The 19,073-nt window shown below is 37.4% G+C and carries 18 protein-coding genes; 14 read left to right on the top strand and 4 right to left on the bottom strand.

The annotated features are described in order from the left end of the window. Positions 1–100: 100 nt before the first annotated feature. Positions 101–1,510: an apolipoprotein N-acyltransferase gene (locus CDH49_RS14260; protein WP_157805328.1), complete on the top strand. Its 1,410-nt coding sequence runs from the start codon at positions 101–103 to the stop codon at positions 1,508–1,510. A gap of 145 nt (positions 1,511–1,655) precedes the next feature. Here the strand turns inward: CDH49_RS14260 and CDH49_RS14255 are convergent, their stop codons facing one another. From CDH49_RS14255 to CDH49_RS14245, 3 genes are read right to left on the bottom strand one after another with little or no spacing between them, the layout of a single operon-like run. Continuing rightward, entirely contained in the window at positions 1,656–1,883 is a 228-nt protein-coding gene (locus CDH49_RS14255) for a VF530 family protein (RefSeq protein ID WP_100616211.1), read from the bottom strand. Next, a complete protein-coding gene (locus CDH49_RS14250) occupies positions 1,880–2,095 on the bottom strand; it encodes a DUF6500 family protein (protein WP_100616210.1) in 216 nt (71 codons plus the stop codon). The genes CDH49_RS14255 and CDH49_RS14250 overlap by 4 nt, the downstream gene beginning before the upstream one ends. A 5-nt stretch (positions 2,096–2,100) precedes the next feature. Next, on the bottom strand, positions 2,101–3,393 hold the full coding sequence (locus CDH49_RS14245; protein ID WP_100616334.1) for a DEAD/DEAH box helicase: 1,293 nt from the start codon (positions 3,391–3,393) through the stop codon (positions 2,101–2,103). A 452-nt stretch (positions 3,394–3,845) separates the two neighbouring features. Between CDH49_RS14245 and CDH49_RS14240 the strand changes: the two genes are divergently transcribed. From CDH49_RS14240 to CDH49_RS14180, 13 genes are all read left to right on the top strand, one after another. Next, positions 3,846–5,234 (top strand): hypothetical protein, encoded by a 1,389-nt coding sequence (locus tag CDH49_RS14240; RefSeq protein ID WP_100616209.1) that lies wholly within the window; start codon positions 3,846–3,848, stop codon positions 5,232–5,234. Positions 5,235–5,487: 253 nt separating this feature from the next. Continuing rightward, entirely contained in the window at positions 5,488–6,513 is a 1,026-nt protein-coding gene (locus tag CDH49_RS14235; protein ID WP_100616208.1) for a phosphotriesterase family protein, read from the top strand. Between the two features lie 114 nt (positions 6,514–6,627). Then, positions 6,628–7,212, top strand: coding sequence for a hypothetical protein (locus CDH49_RS14230; RefSeq protein WP_100616207.1), 585 nt, complete (start codon positions 6,628–6,630; stop codon positions 7,210–7,212). 272 nt (positions 7,213–7,484) lie between these two features. After that, positions 7,485–11,252, top strand: a complete 3,768-nt coding sequence (locus tag CDH49_RS14225) for a beta-galactosidase small subunit-related protein (RefSeq protein WP_100616206.1) — start codon at positions 7,485–7,487, stop codon at positions 11,250–11,252. Between the two features lie 36 nt (positions 11,253–11,288). Further along, positions 11,289–11,642, top strand: coding sequence for a nuclear transport factor 2 family protein (locus CDH49_RS14220; RefSeq protein WP_100616205.1), 354 nt, complete (start codon positions 11,289–11,291; stop codon positions 11,640–11,642). A gap of 145 nt (positions 11,643–11,787) precedes the next feature. Beyond that, positions 11,788–12,567, top strand: a complete 780-nt coding sequence (locus tag CDH49_RS14215; RefSeq protein ID WP_100616333.1) for a HipA family kinase — start codon at positions 11,788–11,790, stop codon at positions 12,565–12,567. Continuing rightward, positions 12,557–12,940, top strand: coding sequence for a DUF3037 domain-containing protein (locus CDH49_RS14210; RefSeq protein WP_100616204.1), 384 nt, complete (start codon positions 12,557–12,559; stop codon positions 12,938–12,940). The genes CDH49_RS14215 and CDH49_RS14210 overlap by 11 nt, the downstream gene beginning before the upstream one ends. A gap of 18 nt (positions 12,941–12,958) precedes the next feature. Continuing rightward, positions 12,959–14,080 carry a helix-turn-helix domain-containing protein gene (locus tag CDH49_RS14205; RefSeq protein WP_100616203.1) on the top strand — a complete coding sequence of 374 codons (1,122 nt, stop codon included), beginning with the start codon at positions 12,959–12,961 and terminating at the stop codon, positions 14,078–14,080. 128 nt (positions 14,081–14,208) lie between these two features. Then, entirely contained in the window at positions 14,209–14,859 is a 651-nt protein-coding gene (locus CDH49_RS14200) for a head GIN domain-containing protein (protein ID WP_100616202.1), read from the top strand. 175 nt (positions 14,860–15,034) lie between these two features. Next, positions 15,035–16,267 carry a cation:proton antiporter gene (locus CDH49_RS14195; protein ID WP_100616201.1) on the top strand — a complete coding sequence of 411 codons (1,233 nt, stop codon included), beginning with the start codon at positions 15,035–15,037 and terminating at the stop codon, positions 16,265–16,267. Positions 16,268–16,464: 197 nt separating this feature from the next. Continuing rightward, positions 16,465–16,761 carry a nucleotidyltransferase family protein gene (locus CDH49_RS14190; RefSeq protein ID WP_100616200.1) on the top strand — a complete coding sequence of 99 codons (297 nt, stop codon included), beginning with the start codon at positions 16,465–16,467 and terminating at the stop codon, positions 16,759–16,761. Continuing rightward, positions 16,754–17,092: a HepT-like ribonuclease domain-containing protein gene (locus CDH49_RS14185; protein ID WP_100616199.1), complete on the top strand. Its 339-nt coding sequence runs from the start codon at positions 16,754–16,756 to the stop codon at positions 17,090–17,092. The genes CDH49_RS14190 and CDH49_RS14185 overlap by 8 nt, the downstream gene beginning before the upstream one ends. Before the next feature lie 93 nt (positions 17,093–17,185). Continuing rightward, positions 17,186–18,169, top strand: a complete 984-nt coding sequence (locus tag CDH49_RS14180; RefSeq protein WP_100616198.1) for an NAD-dependent epimerase/dehydratase family protein — start codon at positions 17,186–17,188, stop codon at positions 18,167–18,169. 194 nt (positions 18,170–18,363) lie between these two features. On the opposite strand, the gene CDH49_RS14175 is transcribed toward CDH49_RS14180, so the two are convergent. Beyond that, the gene (locus CDH49_RS14175) at positions 18,364–19,053 is read right to left on the bottom strand and encodes a uracil-DNA glycosylase family protein (protein ID WP_100616197.1); all 690 of its coding nucleotides are present in this window, start codon (positions 19,051–19,053) and stop codon (positions 18,364–18,366) included. Between the last annotated feature and the right edge of the window lie 20 nt (positions 19,054–19,073).

Below are 19,073 nucleotides of genomic sequence, written 5' to 3'. Positions count from 1 at the left end.
GTACTTTTTATGTCTATTACATACAATTTCCGCGTAAACATTATTTATAATTTTGTTCATTATAAATAGATATTTAAGAAGCTATATGAAACTAAAAATAATGGCAGCCATCCTAGTATCAAGTGTATGTTGGTATTTATCAAACGGATTACATGGCGACTATTGGTTTCTTTTATGGATTGCTCCCGTGCCTATCCTTCTCTTGTCGTTTAAGATGTCGGCTAAAAACAGCTTCTTGATGGGGTTCTTGACTTATTTTTTGGGAAGGCTTTGTTGGTTCAGTTGGTTGGCAGATGTTGTTTCTTTAGTTCCTACCATCATTTTTTTAGTCATCTTATCTTTAATTTTCGCTTTCATAATAATCGGGACAAGGAGTGTCGTTATAAAAACCCATGCGTGGTATGCGGTTTTTGCATATCCTTTATTCTTTTGTTTATTTGAATGGTTGTTAATAACATTCTCACCGCATGGCACGGCTTTTAGTATCGCTTATTCCCAAATGAATGTGCTTCCCTTCATTCAAGTCGCTTCCATAACAGGTATTTTAGGAATCACTTTTTTGGTAAGCTTAGCACCTTCAGCTATAGCACTAGGTTGGCATTTTAGAAAGGAAAAAATAAAACTTTTATTATCTACAGGCACTCCATTATTATTACTTCTCTTCATATTGATATATGGTTTTTTTAGACTCAGCACCATTCCGGAATCCGATACCATTTCAGTGGGTATGGTGGTTCTGGATGAAAATACGCACTTCATGAATATTGAGGACGCAGAAAGCAACCTCCAACACACGAAGAATTATATACAGGAAATAGACAAACTTGCCGAACGTGGCGCGACCTTAATCGTACTTCCCGAAAGGGCATTCAACATACGCCCAGAAACAGACTCTGTTATTATGGGCATGCTACGCAGCAGTGCAAAAAAACACCACATTGGTATCGTGGCTGGATATACCAATTACCTTTCTGAAAAAGCTCATAATTCCGCTCTCGCCATAAACGAACAAGGTCAAGTAGTGACCAACTACCATAAAGCCAAGCTTATTATGGGCTTGGAAGATCAGTTTACTCCGGGTGACACTATTGGCATCCATACCTTTTTGGATCATCAAATGGGAACGGCGATTTGTAAAGACCTTGATTTTCCGGATTACATTAGCAGCTACGGCAAAAACAAGGTAGATTTTGTTTGCATTCCTGCATGGGATTTTGTGGTGGACGATTGGCTTCATTCACGAATGGCCATCCTTAGGGGTGTGGAAAACGGATTCTCGGAGGTCAGAACGGCAAGACTAGGAAGGCTCACCATCAGCGATCCGTATGGAAGAATACTTGCGGAAGCGAATGCTTCTCATGGAAAATTAACAACTTTAGTAGGTGACATGCCTATTAACAGTGTACCTACCTTTTACGCAACTTATGGGGATTGGTTTGGGACCCTCATACTACTCATGTCAGTAATTTTGCTCTTGAAAACAATCTTTAAAAGACAGCAAACAAAATAAAAATTCACTAACCCGTTGTGCATCTTGAATTAAATTTGTCAATTCGAGTAAACCAATGTTCTCGATACAAAATTCTTAAAAAAAGAATTTCACTCGAACTGACATTCAGTAAATGATAAAGATCCAAAATGCACAACGGATTTCACTATCTTTTTTGTTTCTTCAACATCTCCAAATACATCGCCTCCACCTTCGTTCTAGCCCAAGGTGTGCGCCTTAAAAACTGCAAGCTCGATTTTACCGAAGGTTTATCTGTAAAGCATTTAATTTTTATGTTATAGCCCATATATTCCCAACCATAATGCGCCACCAAATCATTGATGATTTGCTCTAAAGTAATGCCATGTAGTGGGTTGTTGGGTTGCGAACTCATAACGATTCTACCATTTTTTTAATTTTTACAGCCTTCTCAAAATGGTCCAAAGTATGTTCCTGAATCCACCACGTGGCTGCTTCCATTAATAACTCAGGTTGTTTGTTTTTATTTTCAAAAAAGGCATAAAAAGAGACACCAACGTTTTCTCCTTTTTCCTTTATTTTCTTATCACAAACTTCTAAAATCTTCGCTTTTAAAATGGGTGACATAACACTTAGTTTCTTCTATCGGTTCTGGAACGTTCGTTGTTCCTGTTTGGTCGTCTGGAATTATTGGATTTTTGCGTATTTGCGGGTTTCGGACTTGCATTATTATTTCTAGAACGGTTTCCTCCTTGGCGTTGCTCTCTTTTCTCAGGTTCGGTGGACGCATTCGGGTCGGGTTCAAAACCTGCTATCAGTTCAGAGGGGATTTTCATGCCGACCAGTTTTTCAATATCACGTAAAAAGGTGGTTTCATCAGGACTAACCAATGATATGGCTTCACCTACTGCTCCTGCCCTGCCCGTTCTACCAATTCGATGGACGTAATCCTCGGGAATGTTTGGGATTTCAAAGTTAATAACATGTGGTAACAACGGAATATCCAAACCACGTGCCGCAATATCGGTCGCAACTAACACACGTACGCTTCCTTTTTTGAATCCTTCCAAAGCTTTGGTGCGGGCTCCCTGGCTTTTATTACCATGTATGGCAGCCGTAGTAATGCCGGCTTTCACTAACTTTTCAGCCAGTTTATTGGCTCCATGTTTCGTGCGTCCGAACACCAATACCTGTTTCCAGTTCCCTTCAGAAATCAATTTAATGATCAAATCCGATTTCAAGTTTTTGGAAACGCGATATACTTTTTGGCTAATGGCATCCACCGTCGTGTTTTCTGGAGTCGCCTCCACTTGCACCGGGTGATTTAAAATACCATGTGCTAATTTCTTAATGTCTGCCGAAAACGTTGCCGAAAACATCAAGTTCTGACGTTTCTCTGGCATCATTTTTATAATACGTTCAATATCCCGTAAAAAACCCATATCTAGCATACGGTCGGCTTCATCCAATACCAAAATCTCCACACGTTTTAAGGATATGTGATTCTGATTGATTAAATCCAACAAACGTCCCGGGGTTGCCACCAACACATCAATGCCTTGGCGCATGGTTGCTATTTGGGGTTTTTGGTTAACGCCACCAAAAATAACGGCACTGCGTATGTTTACAAACTCACTGTATTCCTTTACGTTGGCATATACTTGGGCTGCCAACTCGCGGGTGGGCGTGAGTATCAAGGCACGAATGGGACTGTATTTCTCTTTCGGATTTTCAGATAACAAATGCAAAAGCGGCAAGGTAAACCCCGCTGTTTTTCCGGTACCTGTTTGTGCAGATGCCAAGATGTCTTTGCCTTGTAATATATGCGGAATGGCTTTTTGTTGTATGGGGCTAGGGGTTGTGTATCCCTTTTTGCTAATAGCTTTTAGCAAGGCTTGGGATAAGCCTAAATTGGTAAATGACATAGTTTGTTTTTTTGAAGCAAACACTATTTCATTTAGGTTACTCCTTTAATTTTGTGCAAATGTACAGTTTATTTTAGGATTTTGTGCAAATAGTTGGTTTTGTAAGGAACGTGGGTATAAACTTCGAATAACTATGTAGAAAGCATAGAAATACCAGTAAACGTTTACCAAGTTTATGACCTGATAAAAATCATGTGAAAAAGAAGACTTTTAAGGAGTTTGCAAAAAAGAATTAATTGTTTGGTTTATTTGTAAGAAAAGGCTAATATTGGTTTGCATGATGTCAAGCAAAAATGAATAAAGATACATACGGAACAAAAAATGTTAAAAGTAGCGCATATCCCGCCAAATTGACATTATAAGAAGAATAAACTAGTGCATATAAACAAGTTGTGCACAATAAGACTATGACAAGAAACATCAAGTTAATTTTGGGAATTTTGATAACTTCAATGTTATTTACTAATTGCTCATCTGATAAAAATGAGAATAGGAATATTCCTGTTGCATCTATTGCGGAAATTAAGTCTGTTCTTTCACCAACATCAGAGAATTTCACAATTCAAGCAAACGAAGAAACTGTATTAAAAGGTAAAAAAGGAACATCCATTTATATTCCTGCTAATGCTTTTCAATTCGAAGATGGAACAGAACCAAATGAACCTATTACAATTGAACTTAAAGAGTGTTTTAGTCTTACTGATATGATTTTTGAAAATCTACAAACTATTTCTGGAGATAGAATCCTAGAAACAAATGGAATGATATATGTTAATGCAGAAGTGAAGGGTAAAAGTCTTTTAGTAAAAAAAGGAAAAGCTTTTGTTGTTGGATTTCCAAAGAACGGATTGGATAAAGAAATGGATTTGTTCTATGAGTTAAAATTAAATGATAGCATAAAAACTTGGATTCCTGACTATAAATTCTTTGAAACAAAATCGACACAAGAAAGCATAGCCGAAATTGATAGTTTGGATATAACTGGAGTGGACATTGGATATGAAATTGAATATCCTATTGAAATGACAGATGACTTATACGATTATGGTTTTTGGTCTTCGGGTAGTACAGCAACTTTTTTTGATTTAAAGCTAAAAGGTAGTAACCAAACAATTATAGATTATATTGAGAATCCATCAAACGTAGATAGTATAGTCGCCTTAAAATTCAACAGAAACAACTGGACAGCTAGTTTTGATTTTAACATCAGTAAGGAAGGCATAATGTATAATTTCCGACCTGAAAGCCATTCTGAAAGAAAACAAAATGATGAAGCTTTAAAACTCGCAAAAGAATTTTTAAAATCTGCGCCTGCTTTTGATATCGAATCTTACGATAGAGAAGTAAAAAATGACTGGGATTATTATTTAAGCATTTCGGGTAGTCGTTTCATAAATTGGAATCGATTTAAACAAAAATTCAGAAATCAATATTCTAACCTGACAAATGAGGCTATTCAACAAATTGACCCAAATGTATTAGAATATTATATGTTTTCAGCCACAGAAATGGGATGGATAAATTGTGATAGGTTTTGGGAAATTGATGACAGCGAAAAAACAGATTTTATTGTTAAAACAAACAACCCAACTGAAACTAAAATTCAAATAGTATTTAAAGAAATCAAGAGCATAATGACTGGAACTTATGAAAACGGAAATTTAGTCTTTAAGAACATTCCAAAAGGAAAAGAGATAAAAGTTATTGGAATAAGTTATTCAAATGGAAAACCAACGCTTGCAGTTGGAGAATCAATGACGGATTCTAAAAATTTTGAACTTAACGATTTCAAAGAATTCACACTTGACCAATTGGAAACGGAATTGAATAAATTGAATTAAAAATTACTGTGCACAACACCGGCTATAGTTTATTGCTAAGTCGTTGCCGACTTACGAAAATCAATGTTTGATTTTCTATTCGGTTTTTATTTTCTAAATTAGGTACTTAATCACGCAACAAACCATAGCCAATCACGTTAGCTGCATACCTGAAAAAAATCCAGCAAAACTTCGTAAGTTGGATAAATGAAAAAAGTGAACAATGATTTTAATTAACCGACTAACCGATTATTTGTCTATAAAATTTAGAATTATGAGTAAATTAATTATTTTTCTGGTTACTATTTTTTTTATGATAAGTTGTTCCCAAAATTTGAAGCAAGAAACACTTATTACCGTAAAAGGCAAAATACCTGTTGAAGAAATGGGAATTAGCTTAATCCATGAGCATATATTGGTCGATTTTATTGGAGCTGACAGCACTGGATACCATCGTTGGGAAAAGTCGAAAGTAATTGAAAGGGCGCTTCCTTTTTTAATGGAAGCTAAACGAAAAGGTGTAAATACATTTTTTGAGTGTACCCCTGCATATTTAGGCCGCGATCCTTTATTACTTAAAGAACTTTCCGAAAAAACCGGAATAAATATTGTTACCAATACAGGTTATTATGGTGTAAGAGATAATAAATATATCCCTAAACACGCTTTTGACGAAACCTCTGAAGATATTGCTAAAGTTTGGATTGAGGAATTTAACAATGGAATTGAAGGCTCTGGTGTATTCCCAGGTTTTATAAAAATTGCAGTTGAAAGGAAAGACACCTTATCGCCAATGCATGTAAAAATTGTTAAAGCAGCAGCAATTACGCACAAAGCAACAGGATTGACCATTGTTTCACATACTGGCACCGATGGCCCGGCATTTACACAATTAGAAATTTTGAAAATCGAAGGAGTTTCCCCTGAAGCTTTCGTATGGACACATGCACAGGATGGCACTTTCGAAGGGTATATGAAAGCCGCAAAACAAGGAGCGTGGATTTCGTTAGATAATTTTAATAAAAACAATTTTGACAAACCTGGTGGAATCGATTGGTTTGTAGAACTTTTAACAAAATTGAAAAAAGAAAATATGCTTCATAAAATTTTAATATCCCATGATGCAGGTTGGTATGATCCAGGACAGGAAAATGGCGGAAATTATCGCAGCTATAATGATATTTTCGAATATCTAATCCCAACCTTAAAGAAACATGGGTTTAGTCAGGAGGATATTGATTTATTGCTTATTAAAAACCCACAGAGGGCCTATGCTGTAAATATCAAAAAAATGAAGTAGAGAAAACTTTGCATAAGCTAAGCCGTGCATCAAAAATACTGGTTTTAGCTAGTATAAGTTGGTTGCATAAAATAAGCGTTGACAGTAATGTAAGAACCGAAATTAATAGAATAAATGATAGATATTTTTTTAAAAGCAAAGCATTGGCAATTATTTATAGGAATATTTGGAATTCCATTCTTTTTTCAATTTTTTACATTGTTTAGTATGTTCATGCAAACTCAAACGGAATCGAATGCAAACACTGAAAATTTTATAGATATTTTTCAATTTTTTCCAATAATTATGCTTGTTTTTGTTGGAGTATTTTTTGGTTGGTTTTGGTCAATAGCAATCGGTCTTCAGAAAAACATTCCAAAGGAAATAAAAATGAAAGTGAATAAATTTAAAGTACTCTTTTTTATTCCTTTGATTTATATCTTTTTGATAATAACTTACATTAGTGTTATTTTTTATGGAATGGGAGTTAATGGATTCTCAAATAGCGGTTGGATTGTTGCCATTATTATACCTCTTCATTTATTCTCAATGTTTTGTATTTTCTATTCAATGTATTTTGTTGCGAAAACAATTAAAACCGCTGAATTACAAAGAAAAGTTGGATTCGGGGATTTTGCAGGGGAATTTTTCCTATTATGGTTTTATTTCATTGGAATTTGGATTATTCAACCAAAAGTGAATAAACTTTATGGAAAATAAAACACTACAGAAAACACCATAAATAAAAATTACTTGTTTGCAAACTTCCATAAATAATTAACCTATCCATAGCCTGATGTGCGAAGTTTGCAACTTTGCACCCAACAAATTCTCCTGAATTTCTGCTGCAAAAGCATGTTCCTAAACATTTTTTACGAGCGCAAACCTTAGTGCAAACGTTTGCGTAGATTTCTGAATCAAAACAGATAAAGCACTATCTTTTTGTCTATTTTTGAAAATAGTCTTCCATCAATATAAAAACGTCATCAAGCATGAAAAAAATAGTTGGTTTATTTATTACTCTGGCAAGTTTTACAACGTTTGCACAGCAACCTAAATTTGAGAACATTTATCCTTTCATCGAAAATACAGCGGTATTTGAAATGAACCAGACTGAAGGTCACACGGTTTGTATTCCTTTTAAATCGGTTGGCGACGCATTAAATCTTCAGAAATCGAAGTCAGAAAATGTGCTTTCATTGAATGGAAAGTGGAAATTCCATTTTGCCAATACGCCAGAAGGTACACCCAAAGACTTTTTTACATCCAATTTTAATGATAAGCAATGGTCTGAAATTACGGTTCCCTCCAACTGGGAAATGCAGGGTTTTGGCGATCCTTTGTTCCGAAATGTTGCACACCCATTTAAATCCAATCCGCCTTTTGTTCCGCGTGAATACAACCCGACTGGCTCATATCGCAAAATATTTACCATACCAGCAAATTGGAAAAACAACCGCATTTTTTTGCGCATGGAGAAAACCGCTTCGGCATCATTTGTCTGGATCAACGGACACGAAGTGGGCTACAATGAAGGTGCACAAGAACCTGCTGAATATGATGTTACCAGTTACCTGAAACCAGGAAAAAATACCATTGCTGTCAACGTCATTAAATATTCAGATGGTGTGTATCTAGAAAGTCAGGACTATTGGCGACTGGCTGGTATTTTCGATGATGTTTGGCTGTATGCAAAATCGGATGTCCATCTCTTCGACTGGTATGCCACTACCGACCTGGACGAAAACTATGAGAACGCAAAACTGAATGTGCAGATTACGGTAAACAACCAATCGAAAACCGATAAACAGAACTACAAGGTTAGAACCTCGCTGTTTAATTCAGACAATGTGTTGGTTCAGAACTTTACTTCTGATGCCGTTCAAATAACTGCTGATAATAAGCAAATTATTACTATGTCATCAGACGTATTAAATCCTAAAAAGTGGACCGCAGAAACGCCCAATCTCTATCGGTTAACCATGGAATTAATAAACAATGAAGGAAAAACCGAAGAAGTCATTACGGGTCGTATAGGTTTTAAAGAAACCGAAATCCGCAATCAGGTTTTCTACCTCAATGGCAAGGCGATAAAACTTAACGGCATCAATACGCACATGCAACACCCCACTTTGGGACATACCATGGACGAAGCCACCATCCGGAAAGATTTTGAACTGTTTAAACAATTCAACATCAATTGTGTACGCATATCACACTATCCACCTGTAAAACGTTATCTGGAACTGGCAGACGAATATGGATTCTATATTATTGACGAAGCAGGAGTTGAAGCACATGCTACAGAATCCCTTGGCAATAATCCAGACTGGGAACCCATGTACCGCGAGCGAGTTCGTAAAATGGTATTGCACGATAGAAATCATCCCTCCATTCTTTTTTGGAGCGCCGGGAACGAAAGTGGCGAAGGGAAAAATATTTGTAACGTGATTGATGAAGGACGGAAATACGATACGACGCGATATTGGATGTATGGCGGAAATGCTTTTGCGCATGACTGCGAAGAAATTATCGGGCCACGTTACCCAACACCTTTTGAACTCAAAAATCAGGTCGGGATGGTTCCTGAAAGTGTTGATTCGCGACCATCGTTTATGGACGAATACCTTTCGGTGGCCGGAAATGCTGGTGGTGGATTGGACGAATATTGGGATGTGATTTACCAGTATCCACGCATCATGGGCGGAGCCATCTGGGATTTCGTAAGTCCAGGTTTGCTTGAGCCAGTTCGCAAATTAACGGATGCTTCACCAAACAAAATCCAAACCCACATCATGGGACGCGCCAAACTTGTTGCCGGACACGATGGAAAAGGTATTGATTTGAATGGTCACGACCAATGGGTGGAAGTTTATCAGGATAAAAATATTGAAATCTCGGGTGATAAACTAACAGTTTCGCTTTGGATTTTTCCACGCGATTTAATGAAAATGGGCGGCACACTGCTTACCAAAGGAAACTATCAATTTGGTTTGCAGCAAAATGGTGACAAGTCGCTCGATTTCTACATCAATACTGCGAGAATTTACAATTCGAGAAAAACAGTCGTCAGTGCTGAATTACCCAGTGATTGGACACAAAAATGGCATCATGTGGCAGGTATTTATGACGGGAAAACCATCTCACTATATATTGACAATAAAAAGGTGGCTGAAGAACCGGTCACTGGGAACATTACCAATTTTCCTTTTCCTCTTAATGTGGGCAAGAATGCCGAGACACATGGCCAACATACCACCGATTATTTGTGCGATGCTATTATCGATCAGGTGGGTATTTTCCCAGAAGCCATAGAAATCAATGATTTATATGCATCAAAACCGGACTTGAAAAATCGTGCAGCTTTGTGGCTTGATTTTGAACAGGAGCAAAACCAAGGCGAATTTTTCAGCTATGGCATTGGCGCGCGTACATACGGAAGTATTTTTCCCGATCGGGTTCCACAGCCTGAAATGTGGCAAATAAAAAAGTCGGCTCAACCCATTTCTGTAACGTGGAGCCATGCCGAAAAAATGGAAATTGAAGTGCAAAACCGAAACTTTTTTATCAATACAAATGCCTTTGAAGCACGTTGGAATCTGGAGGAAAACGGCATTTCAATAGCTTCCGGAACATTGGAGGTTGATGTCGAACCGGAAACAAAGAAAATCTACGTGCTTCCTATAACAAAGCCTCAGCTAAAAGCCGGTGCAACCTATTTGGTAACCGTTAGTTTTCATTCGAAAGAAGCTACACAATGGGCGCCGAAGGGCTTTGAGCTGTATTGGGATCAATTGGAATTGCCATGGATTATTCCTGCCGAGGAAAAATTGGTACAGCAGCAGACCAATCCTTTAAAAATGACAGATAATGAGCAACATTTGGTTGTATCCGGAATAAATTTTGATTATACCTTTAATAAAGCCGATGGACAATTGTCCTCAATGAAATACATGGGTACAGAATTGCTGAAACAGGGAGCGCAACTCAATGTTTGGCGTGCGCCTGTGGCAAACGAACTGGACGACTGGACTGCTGGTTCAGCCAGAACGCAAGGCTACGGAACGATGGTTGCTGCTTCATGGTATTCTATCGGTCTGGATAATATGAAGTCAAAACTGGAATCATTTCGGGTTGAAAATAAAGATGAAAACGTCATTGTTAGTATTCGCGACATTGCTCTTTTTGGAAATTCAGGCAGGGCAGGCTTCGATAATGAGATGATTTATACAATTTCGCCCGACGGCGACATTAGTTTACAGCACACGATTAATCCGCATGGAAGAATGCCCACGATGTTGCCACGCATCGGAACCAAATGGGTTTTCGATGACCAAATGCAACATGTAGAATGGTTTGGACGTGGACCGGAGGAGAATTACCCCGACCGCAAAACTGGGTATCGTATTGGGCTTTATCAGTCGACAGTTGATGCGATGTTTGTACCGTATTTGATTCCTCAGGATACTGGCTTGCGAACTGACAACCACTATGTGCGACTGACAAATGCTGAAGGCATCGGAATTGAGTTTTCGGCAGATAAACCATTCAATTTTAATGCTTATAATTACAGTACCGAAAATTTGTCAAAGGCAAAATACAATTATCAATTGATCAAATCGGATGGTGTCACATTCAATTTTGACTACCAAACTACCGGGGTAGGATGCACAGCCATTGGGGTGCTTAATGAATATCAAGTCATTCCTCAAGCCATACAGTTCACAAGTTCCATAAAACCATTTAAAATCAATAAGTAAGCCTAATGAATAACTGTCTATAACAGTATAATAAATATGAGTGGCCAAATTGAAGGATTAATTATAAAAGCATATTCGGCTTTTAACTCTCGGGACATTGATTCCGCACTTTCAACATTTCACTCCGAAGTAGAATGGCCAAAAGCATTTGAAGGTGGATATGTGAGCGGACACAAAGAAGTCAGAAAATATTGGGCAAGACAATGGACGGAAATAAACCCTAATGTTGAACCAATTGGATTTATTGAACGACCAAATGGCACATTTGAGGTATCGGTTTCACAAAAAGTAAAAGACTTGAAAGGAAATTTAATATTTGATGGAATCGTAAAGCATATTATTACCATTCAAGACGATTTATTTCGAAGAATGGATATTGAACTTGAATAGAATAAAAAAGTACGAACGCGCAATAAAGAACTGAGCTAAAAACAACTTAAGCCGTGTATAAAAAATTGGTTACACGCCTGCAAGCTCCCATAAATAAATAACCAATCCATAGTTCATAAACCATTTTTTTATCACTTTTGTAATGATGCAAAAAATAGATATTAGAACCGTAGATGTGATTCAATATTTGCAACCTTTACGAGAAGGTGGCTCGTTGCCTGCTATTGTAAAAGCAGACGACGGGTTTTTGTATGTGTTAAAATTTAGAGGTGCTGGGCAAGGCAAAATGGCATTGATTGCAGAATTTATGGGTGGCGAATTGGCAAGGGCCATTGGCTTAAAAGTGCCCGAATTGGTATTTATGAATCTGGATGAATCGTTTAGCAAGACCCAACCCGATGAAGAAATACAGGACTTGCTTAAATTTAGTGTCGGTTTAAATCTGGGCTTGCATTTTTTATCGAGTGCCATCACCTTCGATCCTTTAGTGACTACTGTTGATGGTATGACGGCTTCAAAAATAGTACTGTTGGATAGCCTTATCAGCAATATTGACCGTACCGATAAAAACACCAATTTATTATATTGGAACAAGGAATTATGGGTGATTGATAATGGGGCTAGTTTTTATTTTCATCATAACTGGCCGCAATGGAGAGACCACCTTTCTAGAACCTTCCCACTTATTAAAGACCATGTGCTTTTAAAAAGAGCCGACCAATTGCCCGAGGCAGCCGTTGAGATTAAACGCTTGCTGACAGAGGACATTATTAGGGATATTGTTTCATCCATTCCAGAAGATTGGTTGCAAAGTGAGTCTGAAATTATGGATCCGAACAACATAAGAGCCGCCTATATGGAATACATGACGACCAAACTTTCCAACATCGATTTACTAGTTAAAGAAGCCGCCGATGCCAGATAAATTCACATTTAAATATGCCATTATTAGACTGGTGCCTAAAGTGGAACGCGAGGAGTTCTTTAATGTGGGCGTCATCCTATTTTGCAAACGAAAAAAGTTTTTAGACCTCAAGTACCACATCAGTGAGGAGAAATTAAAAGCGTTCTCTTCTGAAATGGAATTAGACGTAATAAATGACTATTTAAATGCTTGGAAGCTCATTTGCAAAGGCGATGCCTCTGGCGGGAAAATAGGTGCCTTAGAATTATCCGAACGGTTTGGATGGCTCACAGCTTGTAGAAGTACCATCATTCAAAGTTCTAAAACCTATTCGGGATTGGATAGTGACCCTCAAAAAGCCTTAGAGGATATATTTAATAGGCATGTTTTGTAAGGAATATCATTAATTAGCATGAGTGAAACTGGAAACGTCATTCTCTGGGCAGCCCTTATTCAGGGGTTACTTTTAGCATGGCTTTACATCTTTTCAAAAAAACACCGAAGCTTGGCTAATTCGCTATTGGGTCTTTTTTTGATAAGCATCATTCTAGAGGCACTTACTACAATTCTTCCCTTCAATTTTATTGGTACGTATTCCATAGGCACGTATTTTTCACTGCCCGAAGTAAAGCTATTCATCCCTTTATTCTTTCTACATTACGTACTCGAAAAAATAGGCCGTGCCAACAAGTATCAACGCTTTTTAAAATACCATTACATCTTGGCGGGTGCTATCGCATTGATTACGGTAGTTAACTTATACCTACATTTTGTTCAAACTACTACCATAATAGGTGTTTTTGGATTTTCCAATATCGAAACCTTCCATTTGGCACAACAGCTTTATGCTTTTGGGATGATCATATGCGCCTTTGCAATCGCCATCAAGGAAACCTTAGCCTATAGAAAATTGGCAAGGGATGAATACTCCGATTTTAAAATGCTTCAAATAAACTGGTTGTGGCAATTTATATTCATGTTACTCCCGGCCACTGTACTTTGGGGTGTGGAAATAGTACGCATCCTCTTTATTGGCCCGAGCGACACTAATTTTGTGTCCATCATATGGGGATTGGTAGCAATCTTCTTGTATTTTTTGAGCTATAAAGCGTATCTGCACCAAAATTTATTCGAAAAATTTCCAGATAGCACGTTACAAGTGCCTTCAGAAAAAACGCTGGAATCCGAAAATCATAAATGTGACAAAAAGCAAAGCGAAATGATTCAACAATTTATGCGCGAAAAAGAATTGTTCTTAAATGAAGACCTGACGCTGCACCATTTTGCAAACGCCATTAACATGTCGCCACGATTGATTTCAACGTGTATTAATAAAAATTTCGGAAACAACTTTAATGAATGGGTGAACGGCTTTAGGGTAGAAAAGGCCATTGAACTCCTTAAAGACGATGTGAAAAACCAATGGTCTATTGAGGGCATTGGCACCGCAGCAGGTTTTAAATCGCGTTCTACCATGTATGCTGCTTTTCAGAAAAAAATGGGTCACTCGCCCGGACATTACCGAACTAGTTAGTGTCCTGAATGATGTAAACACTCTTTCTACTTGTCCTGATTTCGGTATCTGGTACAACCATCATTTTATACAATCCCCCTGCTCTTGTAATTTTGTGGCATGCAATCAAAACTTTATAAAAACTACACATGAAAAATTTAATGTATTTGCCAATAGCCATATGCCTTTTTTTAGTTTCCTGTCAAGAGCATGATGCCATTTTTGGTTCGGGCAGAGCTGTTACAGAAACACGAGCCGTGAACAACTTTACAAAAGTGAAAAGCGAAGGTGTCTTTGATGTTACCATAACCCAAGGCTTAGAGCAGTCGGTAGAAATTACGGCGGACGACAATATTATTGGGCTTGTAAAAACCTCGGTCGTCAATAATGAATTACGGCTATCCCTAAAAAATGACGGTTACCATAATGTCACCCTTAAAGCCCGAATTACCATACCACACCTGAACGGTCTTACAAATTCTGGAACAGGCAACATGGACGTAAGTGGGGTTTCAGAAAATGGGGCTTTTAAAGTGGTGAACTCTGGAACGGGCGACATAAGGATAACAGGGAATGCGAATAGTCTCTCGATTTATAATGAGGGCACAGGAAGCTTTCAAGGTTTCGATTTTATAGTTAAAGATGCTGATATAGAAAATATTGGTGCAGGACTTATTGAAGTCAATTGTTCCGAAAGTCTAAAAGTAGCTATTGAAGGCAGCGGAAAAGCATTTTACAAAGGCCATCCATCATTACAAGTGGACATTAAGGGGTCTGGCAGTGTTGTAAATGCTAATTAGCTCAAACACCTTACTTGAATCCTCACATAATCACGATAGTTTTCGACCTTCACAAACCATTTGTTGTAAAGTGACTTTTGTAATACCTCAATACATTAAAAATATTAACCCAAACATTAAACATCGATTGGTATTCATCAGGTTATGCTTAACTTTATAATCTTATGACATTGTAATGACAGAGCTACTTAATCTTGACTATTATAACTACTACCTATTAGCTGCAGGCATTATTACATTGCTAGCCGCCGTGATTCCGAATGTTTTTCATAAAAAATGGCTAACACCACCCATTATTTACCTTTTAATAGGCATTGTTATTGCTTTTTCGGGAAGTGATTATACCGACTTTGACATTATGATGCACTCAAACACCATAAGGCGTGTGTCTGAATTTGTCGTCATTGTTGCGTTGACCAATGCAGGTTTAAAAATTGAAAAACCGTTTTCATGGCAGACTTGGAAATACTCATTTAGATTATTGGTGATTACCATGCCGCTTACCATTGTGGGCGCGGCTTATGTAAGCTGGGGGTTTCTCGGTCTTGCTCCAGCAGCAGCCGTGCTATTTGGTGCTCTTATTGCTCCCACCGATCCTGTATTGGCATCCGACCTGCAAACTAGCAGCCCAAGTAAAAAAGATTTGTCGAAGATTCGTCTGGGACTGACTTCCGAAGCAGGATTGAATGATGGATTGGCCTTCCCATTTACCTACTTTGCCATTTACCTTGCGGCCAATGGCCTTGATTACAGCCAATGGATTGGGGAATGGTTTCTTATTGAAGTAGTATACAAGATTGTTGTTGGTTGCGTCATAGGATTTCTTGCAGGATGGGCTTTGTATAAGCTGATATTTAACATTACATCTGAAAACCATCACTCCAAAATAAGCCGCGGCATTCTATCTTTATCACTAACACTTTTGCCATACGGACTAACGGAATTGTTAGGCGGGTACGGATTTATTGCGGTGTTTATTGCGGCTTGCGTCTTTAGCAATAGGGAAGACAAAGTAAAACATATGGACAGTCTCCACGATTTTACTGAGGAAATAGAGCGCATTTTTGTTGCCTTCATGTTTATAATTGTAGGCGTTTATGTGTCCGCTACTTTTAATGAGCTATTGGATTTTACAACACTAGTGACCGCATTGATTGTGCTGCTTGTTATTAGACCCATTAGTGGATGGATGGCGTTGTATAAAACCGATTTATCGTCATTTGAAAAATTTGCATTATCATTCTACGGCATCCGTGGTGTGGGTTCCATATTCTACTTAATGTATGCCTTTGGACAAACTAACTTTCCAAATGCATACGAACTGATTCACGTAACAACGGTCGTCATTGTGCTGTCGGTGCTTATCCATGGTTTTTCGGCAGCTTTGTTGAAAAAAAAGCTAAGCTGATTTTGGCGATGTTGTTACCAACATATTATATGTGCAAATTATAGTCATACAACTATTCTAGCTCGAACATCTTACTTGTGTAATCTTTAGAATCCAAAAAACTTTGTGACAAGACCACAAGCAGATAAAATTACTTGCAATTTTCCGAGAATCATACCATAAAACCTAAACTTTTGTATATTTGAGAAAGCTTAAAAATGACCACGAAGGAAATCATATTAAAAACACTTAAATCGAATAAGCCAAAGCTTACCAAACTTGGTATTCGACATGTGGGTTTATTTGGTTCATATATACGCAATGAACAATCAAGTGATAGTGATATAGATTTATTGATTGATTTTGAACCTGAAAAAGAGAACTTCGATAATTTAATGGCGGCTTATGATTTATTTGAAAGTATTTTCAAAAACGAAAAGATTGAGATTGTAACAAAAAATGGCTTAAGCCCCTATATTGGACCTAGAATCTTAAATGAAGTTGAATATGTCTAAAGAACCAAAAGAGTTTCTTAGGCACATTCAAGATGAATGTTTGTATTTGATTTTGATTAGCAAAAATCTAGATTTCAATTCGTTTTTAGATGACGAAACTTTAAAACGTGCGGTTGTCAGAAGCTTAGAAATTATTGGAGAAGCAACAAAAAAAATCCCTACTGATTTTAAGGTTAGTCATAATTCCATTCAATGGAAAAATATGGCTGGAATGCGAGATCGACTCATTCACGATTACATGGGAGTTAACTATTCCATAGTTTGGGATGTCATCAAAAACAAAATTCCCGAACTCAATAATCAAATCAGTCAAGTTTTATCAAAAGAATAAAAAACGATGAAACACCTATAAAAATAACATTCACTCACGAGTATGATTATTCAGGGTGTTGCATCTGACAGAAATTTAAAATAATATAAACAGATGAAAGTATTATTTATTGGTGGTACTGGCAATATCAGTTCCGCATGTTCTGAATTAGCCATTTCCAGAGGTATTGATTTATATCACTTAAACAGAGGAAAAACATCTAAAATAAGACCGATTGAAGGTGTAAAAACCATCATTGCAGATATTAGAAATGTGGAGCAAACCAAAAAAGCCATAGAAAACCACCATTTTGATGCGGTGGTGGATTGGATTGCTTTTGAGCCAGAGCACATTAAAAATGATATTGACTTATTTTCAGGTAAAACTAACCAGTTTGTTTTTATCAGTTCGGCTTCCATTTACCAAACACCTCCAGAAAAACTTCCAGTAACCGAAGACACGATTTTAGATAATCCGTTTTGGGAATATTCCAGAAATAAAATTACTTGCGAAAACCTGTTGCGGGACGCCTACAAAAAAACAGGATTTCCTTACACCATTGTTCGTCCGTCACACACTTACGATAAAACCAGCATTCCCATAACGGGTGGCTACACCACCTTGCACCGAATGAAACAAGACTTGCCCGTGATTGTTCATGGTGATGGCGCGTCTATTTGGACGCTAACTAACCATAAAGATTTTGCAGTTGGACTTGTGGGTCTTTTAGGAAACCCAAACGCCATAAATGAAGCCTTCCACATTACAAATGATGAGAAGTTAACTTGGAACCAAATTTATTATCTGTTTGCCAAAGAATTGGGTATTAAACCAAGATTAGTTCATGTACCATCAAAAATAATAGCCACTTATAATAAAGAGATTGGTGATGGTTTATTAGGCGATAAAACCCATAGCATGATTTTTGACAATACCAAAATTAAAAGCGTCGTGCCTGATTTTAATCCAAAAATTCCTTTTAGCGAAGGCGTTAAGGACATAGTAAAATGGTATGAAGCCGATGCATCTCGTCAAACATTTGATAAAGAATTTAATGATTTAACGGAACGGATTTTAGGAGATTATAAGTGGTTGTAAATCGGTTATATTATTTGTTCTCGATACAAAACACCTCGTTCCTCGGCATTTCACTCGAACTGTCAGGCTACTATAAACATAATTAACTAGATGTCACTTCGTGGTTTTTGTGGAGTAGAACGGAACAAAAAATGGTTCTCGATACAAAATACTCCGTGCCTCCGTATATTACTCGAACTGACATTAGTTCATGTTTAGAAAAACTCACGGTATTGCATCACCCTAAAATCGAAAGCTGTAAACTTTGGATTGTTCTGTTTAAGTTGTTTAAATAAAGGCATGCTCCCAATAGCTCTGTTTGCAGAACCTGATGACGATGTTAAGGAAACCGTATTTAGGGTTCTTTCATTAAAAGCAGATTGCTTCGTTTTGCTCGCAATGACAGGTAGATTGAATTGGTGAATTCTTGGAATCTCATCAGATACCAACTTCAATGTAATCCCATAATGTTTAATATGCTTTCTAAAGAAATATTCGGGACCGTTTTTGCTATTGCCGCCAGTAAATAACAAAGTATTTACATTTGGAAACTCTTGTAAATAACCAATGAGGTTACGGAGTTGAATATTTTGCATCCCTAAATCCGATGCATCTATTTTTTCCCGTTCGCAGCTTTCCACAATATCGCAAATACCAATATTGTGATTGATTAAAAAATCTTTACGCTGTGTTACGGCTTCTTCTGAATTATCATATCTTAAATTAAGATTATGGATCTTATCAATAAATAACCAAAGGGAATTATAACAACTGCCATAGCAAAAATCGACATCCTTTTCTAATAAATCACCAGTTGAAAATCGTGGCGGCGGCAAGGTGCCCACGATTAATTTTGTAGTAGTTTCGTTTATAAATGGCTTATAGGGATGCTGGTGTTTGAACATACATTTAAAAATTGGATTCC

This window comes from Confluentibacter citreus (assembly GCF_002807055.1).
In the GTDB taxonomy this organism is placed as follows: Bacteria; Bacteroidota; Bacteroidia; order Flavobacteriales; family Flavobacteriaceae; genus Confluentibacter; species Confluentibacter citreus.
The sequence above is the reverse complement of the archived record's forward strand: the minus strand, read 5'-3'. Positions and strand labels throughout refer to the sequence as shown.